The organism is Pseudomonas guariconensis (assembly GCF_900102675.1).
GTDB lineage: Bacteria > Pseudomonadota > Gammaproteobacteria > Pseudomonadales > Pseudomonadaceae > Aquipseudomonas > Aquipseudomonas guariconensis.
In genome coordinates this window covers 318,032-337,056 of record NZ_FMYX01000004.1, presented here as the reverse complement: position 1 = coordinate 337,056, position 19,025 = coordinate 318,032, and the positions used below count along the sequence as shown (strand labels likewise).

Below are 19,025 nucleotides of genomic sequence, written 5' to 3'. Positions count from 1 at the left end.
TGCAACGCAGCCCCAAGCATTTCAGCTCCAGCGCAAGTCCACCGCCGGCACCGGCCGCCCGTACCAGTAGCCCTGCCCCAGGTCGCACTGTTGCTCGAGCAGAAAGCGCGCCTGTTCGGCCTGTTCGATCCCTTCGGCATGCACCTGCATGCCCATGCTCCTGGCCAGGGCGATGATCACCCGGACGATGGCAATGTCGTCTTCGTCGCACGGCAGGCCCGCCACGAAGCCCTGGTCGATCTTGAGCTTCTGCACCGGCAGACGCTTGAGCCGCAGCAGCGAGGAATAACCCGTGCCGAAATCATCGATGGCCAGGCTAAGCCCCAGCTCGCGCAGCCGATGCAACTGTTCAAGTGCCACTTCCGGGTCTTCCATCACCGCGCTCTCGGTGACTTCCAGCTCCAACAGGGCGGGGTCCAGACCGGTATCGTGCAGCACCTCGGCCACCTGCAGGTACAGCTCGCGCTGACCGAACAGGCGGCTGGAGATGTTCACGGCGACGAACTGCAGACCACGCCCTTCGACCTGCCATTGCACCATCTGCCGGCACGATTGGCGCAGTACCCAGGCGTCGATTTCGGCGATCAACCCGGTGCTCTCGGCAATAGGAATGAACTCGCCCGGTGAGACCATCCCACGGGTGGGGTGCTCCCAACGCACCAGTGCCTCGACGCCCACCAACCGGTTGGTCAGCAAGTCGTGCACCGGCTGGTAGAACACCCGCAACTCCTGCTGCTCCAGCGCTCGACGCAGATCGCCAGCGGTCTGCACACGTTGCTGGGCGTGGGCGGTCAATTCTTCGGTGTACAAGGCATAGCAGGCGCGACCGTTGTTCTTGGCCTTGAACAGCGCCGCATCGGCGTTGCGCAGCAGTTGCGCGGCGCTCTGCGCATCGCTTGGGAACAGGCTGATACCAACGCTCACGCTGATGAACAGGCGATGCCCCTCGAAGACGAACGGCTCGCGCAGGCGTTCAATGATGCCTTGGGCCAAGGTTGCGGCCTGGCCTACCTGTCGGCAGTTCTCGGCCAACACGCCGAATTCGTCCCCACCCAGGCGCGCCAGAGTCACGCCACTGCCCAGCAACTCGCGCAGGCGCTCGCCCACCAGTTTGAGCAACTGGTCGCCCAACGTATGGCCCAGGCCATCGTTGATGCTTTGAAAATGGTCGAGGTCCAGCAGCAGCAACGCACACCCGCGCTTGTTGGCCTGGGCGGACGCTAAGGCCTGCTCGGCGCGGTCGTTGAACAGCAGGCGGTTGGGCAGCCCGGTCAGCGGGTCGTGGTGCGCCAGGTAGGCGAGTTCCTGCTCGGTGTGCTTGATCGCGCTGATGTCGCTGAACACCGCCACGTAATGAGTGAGCGCACCGGCATCGTCGCGAATGGCACAGATCGTCTGCCACTGCGGGTAGATTTCGCCGCTCTTGCGGCGGTTCCAGATCTCTCCGCTCCACTCGCCCTTCTCGGCCAGGGAAGCGTAGATCTGCTGGTAGAACGGCAAGCCATGGCGTCCGGACTTGAACTTGCTCGGACGCTGGCCGAGGACTTCGTCCTGGGCGTAGCCGGTGATACGCATGAAGGCGCGGTTGACGTGCACGATCAGACCATTGCTGTCGGTCACCAGCACCCCTTCGAGGGTGCTGTCGAACACCGCCGCGGCCATGCGCAGACGCTCGCGATCCTCGCTGCGCAGCTGAGCACCGATGCCGATGAAATTGAGCAGGCGGGCACGGGTGACGAAGATCAGCCCGGTGGTGAGCAGTATCCAGACGAACGCATTGACCTGCCGCGCGACCGCCAGCATCTCGGAATCATCGAAAAGCCCCTGCAACACCTGCTCGGACACCACCATCCAGAGCAACGAGAACACCAAGTACAGCGCGGCCATGCGCAAGGCGTCGCGAACGGAAACAGACATGTCGGGTGGATAAGCCCCTGAAAAAGAATGGGGCATTATAAAGGCTGAAACATGCCGTGACTTCCTATCGGAAAGGGTGACTGGTTTTATTTCCTCACCCGGCGATAATGCCCGCGCGGTTCCCCTGTTTTTTCGAGGGTCTCAACACCTATGTGGTACTCCGGTTTTCTCGATCTGTCGGCCTGGCAACTGGTCGGCGTCACCCTGCTGATGACCCACGTGACCATCATCAGCGTCACCCTCTACCTGCATCGCTATTCCGCCCATCGCGCCCTGGAGCTCAACGCCGGGCTCAAACATTTCTTCCGCTTCTGGCTGTGGCTGACCACGGCGCAGAACACCCGTGAATGGACCGCCATCCATCGCAAGCACCACGCCAAGTGCGAAACGCCGGACGACCCCCACAGCCCGGTCTACAAGGGCCTGGGCACCGTGTTGCGCAAGGGCGCCGAGCTCTATCGCGAAGAGGCACGCAACCCCGAGACACTGCGCATCTATGGCAAGAACTGCCCGGACGACTGGATCGAGCGCAACCTCTATTCGCGCTACAAGCTCGGCGGCGTGGCCATGATGGCGGTGATCGACCTGCTGCTGTTCGGCACCATCGGCATCACCATCTGGGCAGTACAGATGATGTGGATTCCCTTCTGGGCCGCGGGGGTGGTCAATGGCCTGGGCCATGCGCTGGGCTATCGCAACTTCGAGTGCCGGGACGCAGCTACCAACCTGGTGCCCTGGGGCATCGTGATCGGTGGCGAGGAGCTGCACAACAACCACCACACCTACCCCAACTCGGCCAAGCTCTCGGTCAAGCGCTGGGAGTTCGACATGGGCTGGATGTGGATTCGTCTGCTGTGCCTGCTGCGCCTGGCCAAGGTCCAGCGCGTGGCGCCGATCGCCCATCGGGTCGAGGGCAAGGCGCATCTGGACATGGACACCGCCATGGCGATCCTCAACAACCGCTTCCAGATCATGGCCCAGTACCGCAAGCTGGTCATCGCGCCACTGGTCAAGCAAGAGCTGGATCGTGTCGACACCTCGGTGCGCCACCACTTCCGCCGTGCCAAGCGCCTGCTGTCGCGTGAAACGAGCCTGCTGCAGGACCGCCATCACGTGCGCATCGAGTCCATGCTCGCCCACAGCCAGTCGCTCAAGACCATCTATGAAAAACGCCTGGCCCTGCAACAGATCTGGGCGCGCACCAGCGCCAACGGCCACGACATGCTGGCCGCCATGAAGGACTGGGTCCACGAGGCCGAGGCCAGTGGCATCCAGGCGCTGCGCGACTTCGCCGACCAGCTGAAAACCTACTCCCTGCGCCCTTCCGGCGCCTGAGCACCGTTGATCGGCACGCCTCGCCCTGGGGCGTGCCGACCGGAACTTCACTCCCCTTCCCGACTCAAATCCGGCATATCGCCCGCGTGGCGGGCCGGATCGTGGCCGCACGCTTTCACGCCGAGAATCGCTTCGTGCTCATGGCCAAAGACCTCACCTCGACCCTCTTCGGCAATCCACCGCCGGAAGCTGCACAGACCCTGCTCGCCCTCCTCCATGCCCAGGGCGAAGTCGCCCGCCTGAGCGAACGCGAGCAGCTCTACAGTTCGCTGCTCGACAGCGTCAACGCTGTGCTGTGGGCGTTCGACTGGGAAACCCGCCGGGTGCTTTATGTCAGCCCCGCCTATGAGCGGATCTTCGGTCGTCCGGCCAGTCTGGTACTGGCCGATTACAACGCCTGGCGCGACAGCATCTACCCGGACGACCTGGAATACGCCGAGCGCAGCCTGGCGCAAGTGCTGGACACAGGTTCGGTGGAAGATCGCGAATACCGCATCATCAACGCCGCCGGCCAAGTGCGCTGGCTGAGCGACAAGTGCTACGTCAACCAGCAGCGCGACAGCGACCAACGCGTGATCATCGTCGGCATCGCCGAGGACATCACCGAGAAGAAGCAGCTCGAAGGCGAGCTGCAACGTCTGGCCACCACCGATGTGCTGACCCAAAGCAGCAATCGCCGCCACTTCTTCGAGTGCGCCCGCCAGGCCCTGGAAACCGCCCGGGAGGAAGGCAAGCCCCTGGCCTTCCTGCTGCTGGACATCGATGACTTCAAACAGATCAACGACACCTATGGCCACCAGGAAGGTGACCAGGTGCTTCAGCGCATCGCCGACAGCGGCCGCGCCGTGCTACGCCGAGGCGATCTGTTCGGGCGGATCGGCGGCGAGGAGTTTGCTGCCGTGTTCCCAGGCTGCACCGCCCAGATCGCCGAACAGATCGCCGGACGGCTGCAACGGGAGATCCAGCACTTGAGCTTCAGCCATGGGCAGCAAGTGTATGGCGTCACGGTCAGCCAAGGCGTGACCGAGCTCACCGATGCGGACGACCTGATCGACACCCTCTTCGCCCGCGCCGACGCCGCCATGTACCAGGCCAAGCGCCAGGGCAAGAACCAGATCGTGCGTGGCTGAGGCTCGGCGCGACCTCACTCCTGCCTGCGCAGCCGGCTCAGTTGCGCCATTCCTAGCTTGAGCAGGCGAGCCGTCTTGCCGCTGGCGACTTTCTCGAGGCCCTGTTCCTCGGACAGGCGCGACAATTGCCCGGCCAGGTTCATGGCCAGGATTTCCCGCGAATAGACCCCGCCGCCAAGTTGATAGATCGCGGCGATCAGCTCACGCAGGCTCAGCGGCAGGCGCCATCGCGTGCGCAGCGCCGAGCCAAAAGCAGCGCCAAATTCATTGAGCGACAGTTGCACCTGGTCCTCGTCCAGCTCACCGCCCGCCAGGCACCACTCCTGCAGGCAACGCAGCACGGCCAGATCGCCCAGGCAATGCAGCAAGCCCGCGCAGTAGCAGCGTTCTTCATCGATTTCGAGCAGGCGCGCCAGGCTGCGGGCGTACTCTGCGGTGTGCAGCGAAAGGTCCCAGAAATGCGCCGCGTGCCGCGCCAGCAACGGGTCACTCAGGCGCGCACTGCGCTTGAGGGCCAGGCCCAGGATAAGGTTCATGCTTTGGGTGCTGCCGAGTTTGTTCAACGCCTGCAACAGGGTCTGCACCGGTACTTCGCTATGCAGGGCGGCACTGTTGGCAGCGGCAATCAGCACCGCCGTGATCTGCGGATCGTTGCGCACTTCTTCTTCCAGCGTCTTGAGGTTCAGCCCTTGAGGGTTGAGCGCACGCTTGATTGCCACCTGCACATCGGCCAGCAGCGGCCCGCCATCGGCGCTGGCGCGGCGTTGTTCTAAGTAGGTCGGCAGCTTGATCCCCGGCTGCAAGGCCGGAGCCGGGCAGGCGACCTGCTCCCCCACCTCCAGCAGGAGTTTCTCCAAGCGTTTGCGCAGATTGTCCAGATCCAGAGGTTTGCTCAGGTAAGCGGTGGGATGCAGCGGCAGCACCTCATGCACGCTGGCACTGTCGCTGCGCTCGCTCATGAGGATGAATGGCAAGGTAGCGGTTTGTTGCTGGGCACGCACGTTGCGCAGCAAGTCTAGGCCGTCGCCGCCGGCCAGCTCGCGGGCAGCGATGATCAGGTCGGGTTTGCTCGCCAGCGCGGCCAAAGCCTCCGGTCCGTTGGCACAGACCTGCAAACGGGCATCACAGCGGACGCTGAGCAGCATGTCGCGGAGCATGTCGCGCACCCAAGGATCGCCTTCGGCAATCAGTACGCAAGGCGGGATGGGGTTGGCAGCGCTCATCGGCGGGCTCCTGGTAATCCTTGACACGCAATCCGTTGCAGCATCCTGGGCAAATCCTCGGACAACGATAGCGTCCCGTGCCTGGCTTGGGCATAAAAAAACCCGCCGAAGCGGGTTTTTTTATGCATCGCGTCAGATTCAAGCCAGCTCAGCGAAGCACTCTTCGATGATTGCCAGGCCTTTGTCCAGCAGCGCGTCTTCGGCGGTCAGCGGAACCAGGATACGCAGGACGTTTCCGTAAGTACCGCAGGACAGCAGGATCAGACCCTTGTCACGTGCCTTGGCCACGACCTGGGCAACGGCAGCGGCGTTCGGGGTGTGGGTACCTTTCTCGAAGACTTCAACAGCGATCATCGAGCCCAGGCCACGCACGTCACCGATGATCGGGTGCTTTTCCTGGATCTTGCGCAGGCCAGTGGTCAGACGCTCACCGACAGCCTTGCTGCGGTCCAGCAGTTTCTCTTCCTCGAACACCTTGATGACGGCCAGGGCCGCAGCGCAGGCGATCGGCGAACCGGCGTAGGTGCCGCCCAGGCCGCCTGGAGCGATGGCGTCCATGTACTCGGCCTTGCCGCACACACCGGCCAGCGGGAAGCCGCCAGCGATGGACTTGGCGAAGGTGGTCAGGTCAGGCGCGACGCCCATCTGTTCCATGGCGAAGAAGGTACCGGTACGGCCAGCGCCGGTCTGGACTTCGTCGGCGATCAGCAGGATGCCGTGCTGGTCGCACAGGGCGCGCAGGCGCTTCATCAGCTCTTTCGGTGCTGGCAGGAAGCCGCCTTCGCCTTGTACCGGCTCGAGGATGATGGCAGCGATGTCGCGTGGCTCGGCGTCGTTCTTGAAGATGCGCTCGACCGAGGCGATGGCGTCGTCAACGCTGATGCCGTGCAGTTCGCTCGGGAACAGGGCGCGGAAGATGCCGCCTGGCATCAGGCCCATGCCAGCGGAGTAAGGCACGACCTTGCCGGTCAGGCCCAGGGTCATCATGGTACGACCGTGGTAGCCGCCGGTGAAGGCGATCACGCCGGCACGGCCAGTGGCGGCACGGGCGATCTTCACGGCGTTCTCGACGGCCTCGGAACCGGTGGAGACCAGCAGGGTCTTCTTGGCGAAGTCGCCAGGGACCATGGCGTTGATCTTCTCGCACAGCTCTACGTAGGGCTCGTATGCCAGAACCTGGAAGCAGGTGTGGCTGACTTTGGTCAGCTGCTCTTGAACGGCGGCAACCACTTTCGGGTGCAGGTGGCCGGTGTTCAGTACTGCGATGCCGCCGGCGAAGTCGATCAGTTCGCGGCCTTCAACGTCGATCACGGTCGAGTTCTTCGCGGTGTCGACGAAGATCGGGTGGATCTGGCCAACGCCACGTGGGACGGCGTTGACACGGCGTTGCATCAAAGATTCGTTGGTCTTGCTCATAATGCCCTCATTCGCGCCGACGATAATGGCGCTGTTATTCGGGGGTGGCTGGGGTCGTTCACGATCAGCATGCGTTGATCGACTGTCGCGAACACCCTGGTCACCAGGTACTACGGTGTCAAAAAGGCCAGCGAGACGTCGCTCTCGCGCCCCGCTGGCAGAGGGAAATTCAGTACGTGATCAGATGCTGATGCACAGGTACTTGATCTCGAGGTAGTCCTCGATGCCGTACTTGGAACCTTCGCGGCCCAGGCCCGAGGCCTTGATGCCACCGAACGGTGCCACTTCGTTGGAGATCAGGCCGGTGTTGATACCCACCATGCCGTACTCCAGGGCCTCGGCGACACGGAACACTCGGCTCATGTCACGGGCATAGAAGTACGAAGCCAGGCCGAACTCGGTGTCGTTGGACATAGCGATGACTTCGGCTTCGTCTTTGAAGCGGAACAGCGGCGCCAGCGGGCCGAAGGTTTCTTCCTTGGCCACGGCAGCGCTCTTCGGTACGTCGACCAGGATGGTCGGCTCGAAGAAGTTGCCTTCGATCAGCTTGCCGCCGGACAGCACCTTGGCGCCCTTGGAGACTGCGTCTTCGATGTGCTCTTGGACCTTGGCGACAGCCTTGCCGTCGATCAGCGGGCCAGTAGTGGTGCCTTCTTCCAGGCCGTTACCGATCTTCAGCTTGGCGACAGCGGCCTTGAGCTTCTCGGCGAACGCGTCGTAAACGCCGTCCTGAACGTAGATACGGTTGGCGCAGACGCAGGTCTGGCCGTTGTTGCGGTACTTGGAGATGATCGCGCCCTCGACCGCCTTGTCCAGGTCGGCGTCGTCGAACACGATGAACGGCGCGTTGCCGCCCAGCTCCAGGGAGACCTTCTTGATGTCCTTGGCGCATTCTTCCATCAGCTGGCGACCGATTTCGGTCGAGCCGGTGAAGGACAGCTTGCGAACCAGGGCGTTGCCGGTCAGCTCGCCGCCGACTTCGCCAGCGCTGCCGGTGACCACGCTCAGCACGCCAGCCGGGATGCCGGCACGGTTGGCCAGCTCGATCAGGGCCAGGGCGGAGTATGGGGTCTGAGAAGCAGGCTTGAGGACCATGGTGCAGCCAGCGGCCAGGGCCGGGCCGGCTTTACGGGTGATCATCGCGGCCGGGAAGTTCCACGGAGTGATGGCGGCGGTGACACCGATCGGCTGCTTGATGACGATCAGGCGTTTGTCTGGCTGATGGCCAGGAATCACGTCACCGTAGACACGCTTGCCTTCTTCGGCGAACCACTCGATGAACGAGGCAGCGTAGGCGATCTCGCCCTTGGCTTCGGCCAGTGGCTTGCCCTGCTCGGTGGTCATCAGGCGGGCCAGGTCGTCCTGGTTCTCGATCATCAGCTCGAACCAGCGACGCAGCTTGCCAGCACGCTCTTTGGCGGTCAGTGCGCGCCAGGCCGGCAGGGCCTTGTCGGCAGCTTCGATGGCGCGGCGGGTTTCGGCGGCGCCCATCTTCGGCACGGTACCGATGACTTCACCGGTAGCCGGGTTGGTCACCTTGATGGTCTGACCGTTGTCCGCGTCCAGCCACTCACCGTTGATGAAGGCTTGCTGGCGGAACAACTGAGCGTCTTTGAGCTGCATGTCGGATTCCCTTGAGAGCACCGTGCACGGACGGCGCTAATTATTGATTGTTGAAAGGCGCCCAAGGGCGCCATCAGGAATTCTTGCACCAGGGGTGTTCAACGCCTGGGCATCGAGCGTTTGAAATCTCAAACGGAATGCTAAGCGGGTGCTGGGGTGTTGGACAATAGGCTGTTCGAAAAAAAGAACGAACGGTTGAACACCGAGCCGGATTTCCGGATCGGTGCAGGGAAGAAGTTCAGGTTAGTCCAAAGGCCTGAAGGAGGGTCGATGGGAGGACCGACGGCCCTCCCGGCAGGATCAGAACGCGTTGTCGAGGTCGATCACCAGTGCGCGGTAGCCGACGCTACCCGGCTGGCGACTGTGCACTTTCAGTTCCACCAGAACCTCCTGGGTACCGCTGCGCACCTCGTTGAGCACCGAGGTGGTGAGTTTTTCCGGCGTGAGGAAACCCACCGACGCCGAGTAGATGAACTGGGTATCGGTTTCCGGACGGTAGGCCACCACCGAGGTGATCGGGCTGTACCACTCATCGCCTCGCTCCTTGCCGTAGGCCCAGACCTGCTCGACGGTGCCCTTGGCTTCGTCGATGCGGTACTCCACCGCACGGCTGTAGTTGCCCGACAGTTTGGTCGGCGCGAAGTCACGTCCCCAGCCGTTGTCGAACACGGTCAGCGTGCCGCGACCGGTCAGCCAGGCCGTGTGCTGGGTCCAGGACCAGTCGAAGTCCTCGCTCGCCACAGGTTTGAGCACTTTGTCTTGCAGGCGTGCCGGCCATCCTTGCGGCGAGGCGAGGATCCACTTCACCGTTTTGTCGCGACCGATCTTCACCACGCCCTGATGGCGGGCAGAGATGATGATGCTGTCATCGGCCGGGTCGTAGTCGATGGCGTTGACATGGGCCCAGTTGCGTCCAGTGCCGACGCCCGGAGCATCGCCGAATGGCAGGTCGCCTTCGGCCAGCTCGTTGGCCAGGGTGCTGTCCTGGCGCGCCACGTCTGCGGGCAGCTGGATCGCCGCCTTGCCCAGAGTTTCGAGCAAGTCGCCGCGGTACGGGTCGAGGATCTGGTTGAGGTCCCAGAAGTCCAGCACATCGCCCGCCTCGTTCACTTCGATGATGTGGTCACGGATCGAACGCACGCGCTTGCCGTCCGGACGTCGATAATCGCTGGTGCCCACGCGCAACAGGTAGGTGCCGTTCACGGTTTCGCGGATCTCGTGGGAGAAGTCGGCGAACTTGTCCGGCAGGCTACGCTGCCAGATGCGCCGGCCCAGCAGGTCGTACTTGGAATAGGTCTGGCCTTGGCCCCAGATCAGCTTGCCGTCGCGGGTCTGCTGGAAGCCCATGGTCCCGCCCAGGCCGTCGCGGCGGTTGGAGTCGTGGATCTGTTCGATGTCCAGGTACCAGCGCACATCGCCATTGCTGTCGGCGATCCAGTTGTTGCCCACCTGGTCCCACTCGGCGGCGCCACCCAGGCCGTTCCACTTGAAGGCGCGCGCACCGGGGATATCCCCTTGCAGATGGTTGAACAGGTACAGGCGCTTCTCGAAGCCTGGCGACACCTTGACCGGCTCCACCTCAGGCAGGGCCGCAGTCTGCTTGGCCACTACCGGCAGACGCACGGCCGGGGCGTAGATCTCGAAACGCTCGCGGATGCGCTCGCCGTCGAGCTTGTAGGTCACTTCCACTTGGTTGACGTAGTCCGGGTACAGGCCGAACACCGGGATCCCGCCGTAGGTCCACAGAGAGCGGTCAGACACCTCATAGGCGATGTCCACGCCGCGCTCGCCACGGCCCAGCACCCGAACGTGGACAGCACTGAGCGTGCGGCCACCGTCGCGGATGATCGCGGTCAGCGGCGCCAGGCGGTACGGGTTGACCACGACATCGCCAAGCAGGGCCTCGTCGTGATCCGGGACCTTGGCGGTAATGCAGGCGCCTTCGGGCAATGCGGGCGTTTCGGTCTTGGCATTCATGGCAAAGCTCCTTTTCTCAGAAGTCGTAACGGGCGGTTGCACCCACGGTGCGCGGGGTGCCGAGCACACCGGAATAGCCACCGTTGGCGGCGTTCCACAGGCTGGTGAAGTAGGTCTTGTCGCCGGCGTTCTTCACCCACAGCGACAGGTCGAGCACGCCGTCGCCCTGGTCCAGGCGCACGCCGGTAGAGAGGTTGACGATGGCGTAGCTGGGGATCTGGCCGTAGTCGGAATCGTCGATGGTGCCCACCGCGCGGGAGCGGAAGGCGTAGCTGGCGGTGACGTAGGGCTCGATGCGCTCGGCCAACTGCCACTTGTACTGGCCGTTGAGGTTGGCGATGTACTTGGAGGCGCCGACCACCTGATGGCCACTGAGGTCGCAGGTCGCGCCGGGGTTGGCCAGACCCACCTCCGGCGGGCACGGGGCGTCGTCGTACTCGGTGTAGCGCACATCGTTCCACGAGCCGTTGAAGTTGAGCGTAAGGCCGCGCACCGGCAGCGCCGTGGCCTCGAACTCCAGGCCACGGGAGCGGACATTGCCGGCGTTGGCCAGGTACTGCACGCGGTTGGCTTCGTCGTAGACGTTGGCCTGGTAGCCATGCACCTCGGCCCAGAACAGGTTGGCGTTGAGCTGCAGGCGGTTGTCCAGCAGCGTGCTCTTGACCCCCAGCTCGGCGTTGTTGACCCGCTCGGTGCCCACCAGCAACGAGTCGGTGCCCAGGCGCGGCGCCGCTCCCACGGTGAGGTTGATGCCGCCGGACTTTTCGCCATGGCTGAGGCTCGCATAGCCGAGCACCTGCTCGTTGAAGCGGTAGCTCAGGCTCAGCAGGCCGGAGGGGCTGAAGCTGTACTGGTTCAGATCGCCCGAGTCGTAGGCACCGGCCCGACCATTGCGCGCCGCAGCCGCACCGCCGGTGACCGCTGCGCCGCCGACAGGCGCATCCCGGGTGACCCAGGCGCTTTTTTCTTCATAGGTGCCGCGCACCCCGGCGGTGAAGTCCAGGCGGTCGGTCAGGTGCCAGGTACCCTGAGCGAACAACGCATAGCTGTCAGTGTCGATGTGCCCGTCACCCAGGCTGGTGACGTTGGCCAGCGCGCCTGGGGGCGTGCCGCTCCAGCTATCGGCCTGGGGGCCGTAGTAGAAGAATGATTGGTTATCCAGGTCCTGTTTGAAGTAATAGGCGCCGAGCACATAGTCGAAGAAGCCGCCGGTGGGCGATGCCAGGCGGATCTCCTGGGAATACTGCTTGTCGCGCACCGACACCCCGACGTTGCGGTAGACCGGCACGTTCAGGCCGTCGTCGTTGCGCGGGGTGAAGTCCCACCAGCGGTAAGCGGTGATGGAGGTCAGGGTGAAGTCGTTGGGCAAGGTCCAGTTGGCCTCCACCGAAGTGCCGCCCTGGAACACCGTCACCTGCTGGTCGGCGTCGAAGTTGACCTTGCGATCCTTGCCCGACACCAGGGTAGCGCCGGCTTGGGCCGCCAGGCTTTCGTAGCGATTGACACCGTTGATGGTCGGGCCGGTGCTGTAGAGCGCCAATACGCCGTTGTCGGAGTCCTCTTCGTTGTACTCACCGATCCAGCGCAAGTTGAAGGTCTCGCTCGGCTCGAACAGCAACTGGGTCCGAAAACCCTGGCGCTTGCCGCCGTTGAGGTCGTGGCCGTTGTAGACGTTCTTCACGTAGCCATCGTCCTCGGTGTGGTAAGCGCTGATGCGCCCGGCCAGGGTTTCGCTGATCGGCCCGGAAAAACTGCCCTGGGTCTGCCAGTAACCATCCTCGCCCAGTGACGACTGGACGCTGCCTTCGCGGTGGAACGTCGGTTTGCGGGTGGTGATGTTGAGCACCCCGGCGGTTGTGTTCTTGCCGAACAGCGTGCCTTGCGGGCCGCGCAGCACTTCGAGCTGCTCGACATCCAGCAGGTCGAACACGGCCATGCCAGGGCGCCCCAGATAGACGTTGTCCAGGTAGATACCCACGCTGCCTTCGAGGCCATCGCTGGCCGGGTTGTTGCCCAGGCCGCGGATCGAGATGCTCGACTGGCGAGCATGGACATAGGCGACGTTGGTGCTGGGTACCAGCTGTTGCAGATCCTGCACACGGTAAATGCGCTGGGTCTCCAGGGTCTCGCTGTCGAGCACACTGATCGGCGTGGGGACGCTCTGGGCGCTTTCCTCGCGGCGTCGAGCATTGACCGTGACAGTGCCGAGGGTGGCTTGCTGCTCGGGCACTGGCGTGGCAACGACGGTCTCTTCGGCAAGGCTAGGCAGGCTGGTGCCGGCGACAGCCAGTAGCACGCCTGCGGCCAAGGGTTGCAAGGTGAACAGCGACGCGCACGCCGGCCATCGGGGAAGTCGGGACATGCAAATGCTCCTTGAGGCATGGGCCCTGGGGCGAGCATTTCCGTTGGCGGAACCGAATCGCGGACAGTCGGGCTATATTCTTTTAAGAGATATAAATATTTTTAATTCATATTTTGTGGAATAAGTGACTCCCTTTATAAGGTTCGTAACCCTTGTCAGCAATTGCATTTCACCGAAAGTTTTCATGTAGAAAATGCATATAGATCTCCGTCAGCTTCGTCACTTCATCGCCTTGGTCGATCACCGCAGCTTCGTCGCTGCGGCGGCTGCGGTGAACCTGTCGCAATCGGCCTTCAGCCGGAGCATCCAGACGCTCGAGCACAACGTCGGCTGCCGCCTGGTCGATCGCGCCAGCAAGGATTTGTCCCCTACCCGGCAAGGCCTGCTGGTGCTGGAGCACTCGCGCCGCCTGGTGCATGGGGCCCATCACCTGGCCAATGAAATCAACCAGTTCAATGGCGCCACCACGGGTGTCGTGCGGTTCGGCTCCGGGCCGGCACCGGCAGGCGGGCTGGTTCCAAGAGCGGTGGCGCGTTTCGTGGCCGAGTACCCCGCTGCGCGCACCTGCTTTCAGGTGGATAACTGGCAGGCACTGAACCGCCGGCTGGTAGCCGAGGAGATCGAGTTTTTCGTTGCAGACACCCGTCAGTTCGAAGCCGATCCGGACTACCAAGTGCACAAGCTCAAGCCTCAGCGCTGGCACTTCTGCTGCCGCGCCGGGCACCCGTTGAGCGAGCGCGCCGAGGTCCGTGCGCGTGATCTGTTCGACTACCCGCTGGCCACGACCTTCCGCCCGCCGAACATCCGCAAGGTGCTGAGCGACCTGAGCGGCCGCCAGGATTTCTTGCCCAGCGTGGAGTGTGAACACGGCTATGCGCTGCTCAACGTGGTGCAGCAATCGGACACCATCGGCATTGCCTGCAATGCCAATCTGCGGCCCTATCAACGAGAAGGCGGGTTGGTAGCGCTCACGCTCGCCGACCTTGCGCCGGAGCATGAAGAGGCGTTCTACACCCGCTATGGCGTGGTGAGCCGCGTGGGGTATGGACTGTCGGCGTTGGCCCAGGGATTGGTGAGGCAGTTGATTGCCTGTGACAGCGAGTCATGACCGGGCAGTATGGTGCCATTGCACCGCGCCGCCTGCTTCGCGGGTGAACCCGCTCCCACAAGAAACACCGCCCCTTGTAGGAGCGGGTTTATCCGCGAATAGCGCCAGCGCAAGCAGCCCACCTAGTTGTCTCTTCGATTCCGCGATGGCGGCACAGGCCTGCAATAGATCAGCCCTTGCGAAGGGTCCGGCTCTGCTGTCCGTCCACACCCACCGGCACCTCCCCGCCCAATGTCACCCGACGCACGATGCGCGGCTGGGTGCCGTAATCGTCCACCGCGTAATGCTGGGTCGCGCGATTGTCCCAAATGGCCACGTCACCGGCCTGCCAGCGCCAGCGAACGGTATTTTCCAGGCGCGTCACATGCCCTTGCAGCAGATTGAACAGGTGCGCCGAGTCCGACTGTGAATAACCTTTGATGCGCTTGACGAAATGCCCCAGCTGCAAGGCCCTTTCGCCACTGATCGGATGCACCCGCACCACTGGATGTTCGGTCTCGTACACCGTGGAAGTGAACACCTGGCGATAGCGCTCAAGCTTGGCCGGGTCCACATCGGGCTTGGTACCGGCATAGTCGTATTCGTTGCTGTGCACCGCCCAGAGCTTGTCGGCAAGCTCGCGCAGCGGCTCGGGCAGGCTTTGGTAAGCCGCTGCGGTGTTGGCCCAGACAGTGTCGCCACCAAAGGCCGGCGCCACCACACTGCGCAAGATAGAAGCCTTGGGGTAGGCTTCGACGAAGGTCACATCGGTGTGCCAGGAATTGGCCCGTTGACCTTCGGCACCATCGAGCTGCAGCAGGTAGTTCGTGCCGTCGACCACCGGCACGGTGGGATGGGCGATCGGCTCGCCAAGACGTTTGGCGAAGGCCTCCTGGCTCTGGTCGTCCAACTGCGTCTGGTTGCGGAAGAAAATCACCTTGTATTGGACCAGGGCCGCCTGAATGGCGTCGATGGTGGCGGCGTCCAAGTCGGCGGACAATGTCACGCCGCGAATCTCGGCGCCGATGCGCCCGGCGATCGGATGGATGTCGAGTGCAGCGGTGTGTGGCGCGCGGGCCAGTGCGGCATTGCTCATGGTCATGTCCTTGCGATGGGGATGGATAGGGGTTTCAGCGGGCGGCCTGGACGGCTTGGTCCTGCTGTAGGGCGGCATCGAGAAAACGCGGTTCGATCCAGTCGCTCACCTGGAAGCCACGGCGGATCAAACGCTCCTTGGCAGCCAGGTCCACACCCTGCTGCAGCAGGCCGACAAATTCGGCGTCCAGGCGTGGGTCGAAGTAATGGGCGAGGTTCTCCTGGGCCAGGTCGCCTTCGAGGATCACCCGGGGGTAGTTGGCGGTGCTGGCGACCAGGTCCACATAAGCCTTGCGGTTGTTCTCATCGCGCAGCCACTTCACCGCCTTCTGTTGGGCCGTGACCAGGCGCGCCACCAGGTCCGGGTGCTGGTCGATGAAGGCCCCGGTGCCCAGCAGTACCGCCTGGGTGCTACCCGCCCCCTTGAGGTCGCGGGAGTTCACCGGTAGCTCCACCAACCCCCGTTCGCGCAGGGACAACAGGGTCGACAGGCCCCAAGTGGCGTCGATCTGCTTGGCCGCGATGGCAGCATTGGCGGCGTTGAAATCCAGGTTGATGATCTTCAGGTCACGCTCGGACAGCCCTTGGCTGGCCAGGGCGCTGGCGAACGACAGCTGGTTGGCGGTACCGCGGAACACAGCCACGCGCTTGCCTTTGAGATCCTGCAGGCTGTGGATACCAGAGCCTGGAACCACGGCCAGATAGCTCTTCACCCCGCGCACGCCGGCAGACAGTACCCGGGTGTCGAGGCCGTTGGCCTTGCCGATGATCGCGGCCAGGTCGCCCAGGTAGGCAAAATCGGCCTGGCCGTTGGCCAGGGCTTCGTTGATCACCGGCCCCGCGCCTTTGAAGAAGCGCCAGTCGATGTGGATGCCGTCCTTGGCAAACTCCTGCTCCAGCAATTGCTGGCTACGCAGCACATCCACCACCCCGCCCGCGCTGGGCTGGCTGCCGGCACTTAGGTCCGGCACGGCAATGCGGATGCTATGGGGTGCGTCCGCCTGGGCCGCTTGAGCGCTCAGCACGCTGGCCGCCAGCAGGCCCGCCAACAGCGGCGAGGCGAACGTACTGAACAAACGTCGGAATGGGATTTTCATGACCAGGCTCCTTGGCAGGCTGCCACCGGCGATGGCCGGCGCTTTGGCCAGAAGCTAGGCCGGGCGAGTTAAAACCCACAAAGACCAAAACTTCATTTTTTAGTAACCAAAAGTCATAACCCAAGCGTCACGGGCGCTGCCGGACGGCTTGCGGAAAACGCATGGAAAATATGAGGAAAACGCAACGGCGCAGGGCTTTCGTGGCGTCTTGAAGACATGTTCTTATCCCTTGATGAACGTACTTATGAATTTTTAATTCCATAAGCGCATAACCAAGGAATGATTCAAGAGGTGCCTGGATGAGCGAGGTTTTGAGCAAGCGTGGACAAGGCCTTCTGGGGCCGCTGCGCCCCCCTTTCGCGACACAGGGCCGCTTACAGGAACCTCTGCTGCCATGGTTGGTGCCATTGGGGGTGGCGGCGCTATGGGTCATCGCCAGCCATTGCCACTGGATGAGTGAGCAGATCCTGCCAGCCCCGTCGGTGGTCTGGCAGAGCGCGCTGGAATTCGGCTCCGGTGAGCTCTGGAGCCACCTGTGGATAAGCCTGCAACGCCTGCTGCTCGGCCTGCTCGCCGGCATCGCCAGTGGGCTGCTGCTGGGCACCTGGCTGGGCGCCTCACGCAGGGCTCAGGCCTGGGTATTGCCGACCTTCGTGGCCTTGGCACAGATCCCCACGCTGGCATGGATCCCACTGTTCATGCTGTTCTTCGGTATCGGTGAAATGCTCAAGCTGGTGGTGCTGATCAAGGCGGTGATCGTGCCGGTGGCCCTGCATACCTTGGTCGGCGTACGCGATGCCCAGCCCAAACTGCGCGAAGCCGCCGCTGCTCTACGTTTGCCGACACACCTGCTATTCCTGCGCCTGCTGCTGCCCGCCGCCCTGCCGGCCTTCCTGACCGGTATACGCCTGGCTCTGGCCACGGGCTGGACCTCGCTGCTGGCCGTGGAACTGCTGGCCTCCAGCGAAGGGATCGGCTACCTGATGGTCTGGGGTCGGCAGCTGTTCATGCTTGATCTGGTGTTCCTGTGCATCCTGGTGATCGGCTTGGTCGGCGCCTTCATGGACCGCGGTTTCTCGGCACTGGAGCGGCGCCTGCTGTATTGGCCGCAACCGGCAACCGGTGAGCAACAACGCAGCGCCCACGCATCCGCCTGGCAAGGTCTGTTGCTGCCGGTTGCGCTGCTGGCGTTATGGCAGGCCGCCAACAGCTTCGGCTGGGTCGACGGCAACATTCTCACTTCACCTTGGGAAGTCCTGCGCAGCCTGCTGGCGGGGCTGGCGGACGGCTCACTGCCCGAGGCCCTCTACCTGAGCCTGCAGCGCACCCTTGTCGGGCTGTTGTTCGGCGGCGGCGCGGGTTTTGCGCTGGGTGTCCTGCTCGGCCTGTCGCAACCGGCCGAGCGCCTGCTCGGACCAAGCCTGTCGGCGCTGCGCCAGGTGGCGCTGTTCGCCTGGGTGCCGCTGCTCACGGCTTGGTTCGGCCTGGGTGAAGAGGCCAAGGCCGTGTTCGTGGGCCTGGCGGCGTTCTTTCCGCTGTTCATCGCCACCCAGCGCGGCATCGCCAGCCTCTCGCCGCAATTGGGCGAGGCGGCTCGCGTCTTGCGCCTGAGCCTGCCACGACGCCTGCGTCTGCTGGTGCTGCCCGGGGCGGCGCCGGCGATTTTCGCCGGCCTGCGCCTGTCGCTGATCTACGCGTGGCTGGGCACCATCGGCGCCGAATACTTCATGCCCTCCGATGGCGGTATCGCCAGCCTGATGCTCGGCGCGCAGCAACTGTTTCGCATGGACCAGGTCATGGCGGCCATGGTCTTGATCGGCCTGGTCGGCGCCCTGCTGGGCACCCTTGGACAACGCCTCGAATCGCGCGCCACGCGCTGGAGAACCGCATGAACGCTTTCAACACCTCGGCCCTGCACGCGGCCAATCAACCCGACACCACGCCGCCGCTGGTCAGCTTCGACGGCGTCGGCAAAGTCTTCAGTGTCGATGGTCAGCCGTTCGAGGCCATCCGTAATTTCAACCTGGCGATCAACGAGGGCGAGTTCATCGCCATCGTCGGCGCCTCCGGCTGCGGCAAGTCCACCCTGCTGCGCCTGCTGGTGGGGGTGGACACCGACTACAGCGGCAGCATCCGCGTCGATGGCCAGCCGGTCAGCGGCATCGGTGGCGAACGCGGCATCGTATTCCAGGAGCACCGGCTGTTTCCGTGGCTGACGGTGCAGCAGAACATTGCCTTGGGCCTGGTCAACGAGCCGCTCACCCAAGGTGAGCGGGCACGTCGGGTCCATGAGTTCGTGCAACTGGTGGGGCTGGCAGGGTTCGAGTCGGCCTACCCGCACCAGCTCTCCGGCGGCATGGCCCAACGCGTGGCAATCGCCCGCGGACTGGTCGCCAGCCCACGCATCCTGCTGCTGGACGAACCCTTCGGCGCCCTCGATGCCCTGACCCGCCAGCAATTACAGGACGAGCTGCTGGCGATTCGCGAGCGCTCAGGCATCACCACTTTGCTGGTCACCCATGATGCCGAGGAGGCGACGTACCTGGCTGACCGGGTAGTGGTGCTGGAGCCGCGACCGGGGCGGATCAAGTCAGTGGTGGATATCGACCTGCCGCATCCGCGCCAACGCACCGGCGTGGCGCTGCACCATCTGCGCGAGAAGGTGTTGCATCAGATCACAGGCGATGGCGGTTATCTGAAACCAGCGGCAGCGCGCGTGGAAGGGCTGCGGCCGGAATTGATCGCGCTGTGAGTCACGGCGTG

13 protein-coding genes are annotated in these 19,025 nt (G+C 63.6%); 5 read left to right on the top strand and 8 right to left on the bottom strand.

Annotation, left to right across the window (positions count from 1 at the left end):
* Positions 1-21 precede the first annotated feature (21 nt).
* Positions 22-1,917 carry a phosphodiesterase DibA gene (dibA, locus tag BLS27_RS09450; RefSeq protein ID WP_043208252.1) on the bottom strand — a complete coding sequence of 632 codons (1,896 nt, stop codon included), beginning with the start codon at positions 1,915-1,917 and terminating at the stop codon, positions 22-24.
* Positions 1,918-2,067: 150 nt separating this feature from the next.
* Between dibA and desA the strand changes: the two genes are divergently transcribed.
* Together desA and BLS27_RS09440 are read left to right on the top strand one after the other, a co-directional pair.
* On the top strand, positions 2,068-3,252 hold the full coding sequence (desA, locus tag BLS27_RS09445; protein WP_043208250.1) for a delta-9 fatty acid desaturase DesA: 1,185 nt from the start codon (positions 2,068-2,070) through the stop codon (positions 3,250-3,252).
* 98 nt (positions 3,253-3,350) lie between these two features.
* The gene (locus BLS27_RS09440; protein WP_043208359.1) at positions 3,351-4,382 is read left to right on the top strand and encodes a GGDEF domain-containing protein; all 1,032 of its coding nucleotides are present in this window, start codon (positions 3,351-3,353) and stop codon (positions 4,380-4,382) included.
* Between the two features lie 14 nt (positions 4,383-4,396).
* Here the strand turns inward: BLS27_RS09440 and BLS27_RS09435 are convergent, their stop codons facing one another.
* The 5 genes from BLS27_RS09435 to BLS27_RS09415 all read right to left on the bottom strand — a co-directional run bounded on the left by BLS27_RS09435 (position 4,397) and on the right by BLS27_RS09415 (position 12,983).
* A complete protein-coding gene (locus BLS27_RS09435; protein ID WP_043208248.1) occupies positions 4,397-5,605 on the bottom strand; it encodes a response regulator in 1,209 nt (402 codons plus the stop codon).
* Between the two features lie 138 nt (positions 5,606-5,743).
* Positions 5,744-7,021: a 4-aminobutyrate--2-oxoglutarate transaminase gene (gene gabT, locus BLS27_RS09430; protein WP_043208247.1), complete on the bottom strand. Its 1,278-nt coding sequence runs from the start codon at positions 7,019-7,021 to the stop codon at positions 5,744-5,746.
* A gap of 180 nt (positions 7,022-7,201) precedes the next feature.
* Entirely contained in the window at positions 7,202-8,644 is a 1,443-nt protein-coding gene (gene gabD, locus BLS27_RS09425; RefSeq protein WP_043208245.1) for an NADP-dependent succinate-semialdehyde dehydrogenase, read from the bottom strand.
* A 300-nt stretch (positions 8,645-8,944) separates the two neighbouring features.
* A complete protein-coding gene (locus BLS27_RS09420; RefSeq protein ID WP_043208242.1) occupies positions 8,945-10,621 on the bottom strand; it encodes an aryl-sulfate sulfotransferase in 1,677 nt (558 codons plus the stop codon).
* 16 nt (positions 10,622-10,637) lie between these two features.
* On the bottom strand, positions 10,638-12,983 hold the full coding sequence (locus BLS27_RS09415; protein ID WP_090344300.1) for a TonB-dependent receptor: 2,346 nt from the start codon (positions 12,981-12,983) through the stop codon (positions 10,638-10,640).
* Positions 12,984-13,176: 193 nt separating this feature from the next.
* On the opposite strand from BLS27_RS09415, the gene BLS27_RS09410 reads away from it, so the two are divergent.
* Entirely contained in the window at positions 13,177-14,091 is a 915-nt protein-coding gene (locus BLS27_RS09410; RefSeq protein ID WP_043208237.1) for a LysR family transcriptional regulator, read from the top strand.
* 169 nt (positions 14,092-14,260) lie between these two features.
* Here BLS27_RS09410 and BLS27_RS09405 read toward each other — a convergent pair whose 3' ends face one another.
* Together BLS27_RS09405 and BLS27_RS09400 are read right to left on the bottom strand one after the other, a co-directional pair.
* Positions 14,261-15,166, bottom strand: coding sequence for a TauD/TfdA dioxygenase family protein (locus BLS27_RS09405; protein WP_090344297.1), 906 nt, complete (start codon positions 15,164-15,166; stop codon positions 14,261-14,263).
* Positions 15,167-15,200: 34 nt separating this feature from the next.
* Entirely contained in the window at positions 15,201-16,262 is a 1,062-nt protein-coding gene (locus tag BLS27_RS09400) for an ABC transporter substrate-binding protein (RefSeq protein WP_090344294.1), read from the bottom strand.
* 299 nt (positions 16,263-16,561) lie between these two features.
* Between BLS27_RS09400 and BLS27_RS09395 the strand changes: the two genes are divergently transcribed.
* Positions 16,562-18,154: an ABC transporter permease gene (locus tag BLS27_RS09395; protein ID WP_090344291.1), complete on the top strand. Its 1,593-nt coding sequence runs from the start codon at positions 16,562-16,564 to the stop codon at positions 18,152-18,154.
* Complete coding sequence (locus tag BLS27_RS09390; protein ID WP_090344288.1) at positions 18,151-19,014, top strand: ABC transporter ATP-binding protein; 864 nt, start codon at positions 18,151-18,153, stop codon at positions 19,012-19,014. The genes BLS27_RS09395 and BLS27_RS09390 overlap by 4 nt, the downstream gene beginning before the upstream one ends.
* Positions 19,015-19,025 lie beyond the last annotated feature (11 nt).

Excerpts from the sequence above, each read along its gene's own strand:
- BLS27_RS09420 (WP_043208242.1), bottom strand. The coding sequence starts at position 10,621 with ATGAATGCCAAGACCGAAACGCCCGCATTGCCCGAAGGCGCCTGCATT.
- BLS27_RS09410 (WP_043208237.1), top strand. The coding sequence starts at position 13,177 with ATGCATATAGATCTCCGTCAGCTTCGTCACTTCATCGCCTTGGTCGAT.
- desA (WP_043208250.1), top strand. The coding sequence starts at position 2,068 with ATGTGGTACTCCGGTTTTCTCGATCTGTCGGCCTGGCAACTGGTCGGC.
- dibA (WP_043208252.1), bottom strand. The coding sequence starts at position 1,917 with ATGTCTGTTTCCGTTCGCGACGCCTTGCGCATGGCCGCGCTGTACTTG.
- gabT (WP_043208247.1), bottom strand. The coding sequence starts at position 7,021 with ATGAGCAAGACCAACGAATCTTTGATGCAACGCCGTGTCAACGCCGTC.
- BLS27_RS09400 (WP_090344294.1), bottom strand. The coding sequence starts at position 16,262 with ATGAAAATCCCATTCCGACGTTTGTTCAGTACGTTCGCCTCGCCGCTG.
- gabD (WP_043208245.1), bottom strand. The coding sequence starts at position 8,644 with ATGCAGCTCAAAGACGCTCAGTTGTTCCGCCAGCAAGCCTTCATCAAC.
- BLS27_RS09435 (WP_043208248.1), bottom strand. The coding sequence starts at position 5,605 with ATGAGCGCTGCCAACCCCATCCCGCCTTGCGTACTGATTGCCGAAGGC.
- BLS27_RS09415 (WP_090344300.1), bottom strand. The coding sequence starts at position 12,983 with ATGTCCCGACTTCCCCGATGGCCGGCGTGCGCGTCGCTGTTCACCTTG.
- BLS27_RS09390 (WP_090344288.1), top strand. The coding sequence starts at position 18,151 with ATGAACGCTTTCAACACCTCGGCCCTGCACGCGGCCAATCAACCCGAC.
- BLS27_RS09395 (WP_090344291.1), top strand. The coding sequence starts at position 16,562 with ATGAGCGAGGTTTTGAGCAAGCGTGGACAAGGCCTTCTGGGGCCGCTG.
- BLS27_RS09405 (WP_090344297.1), bottom strand. The coding sequence starts at position 15,166 with ATGAGCAATGCCGCACTGGCCCGCGCGCCACACACCGCTGCACTCGAC.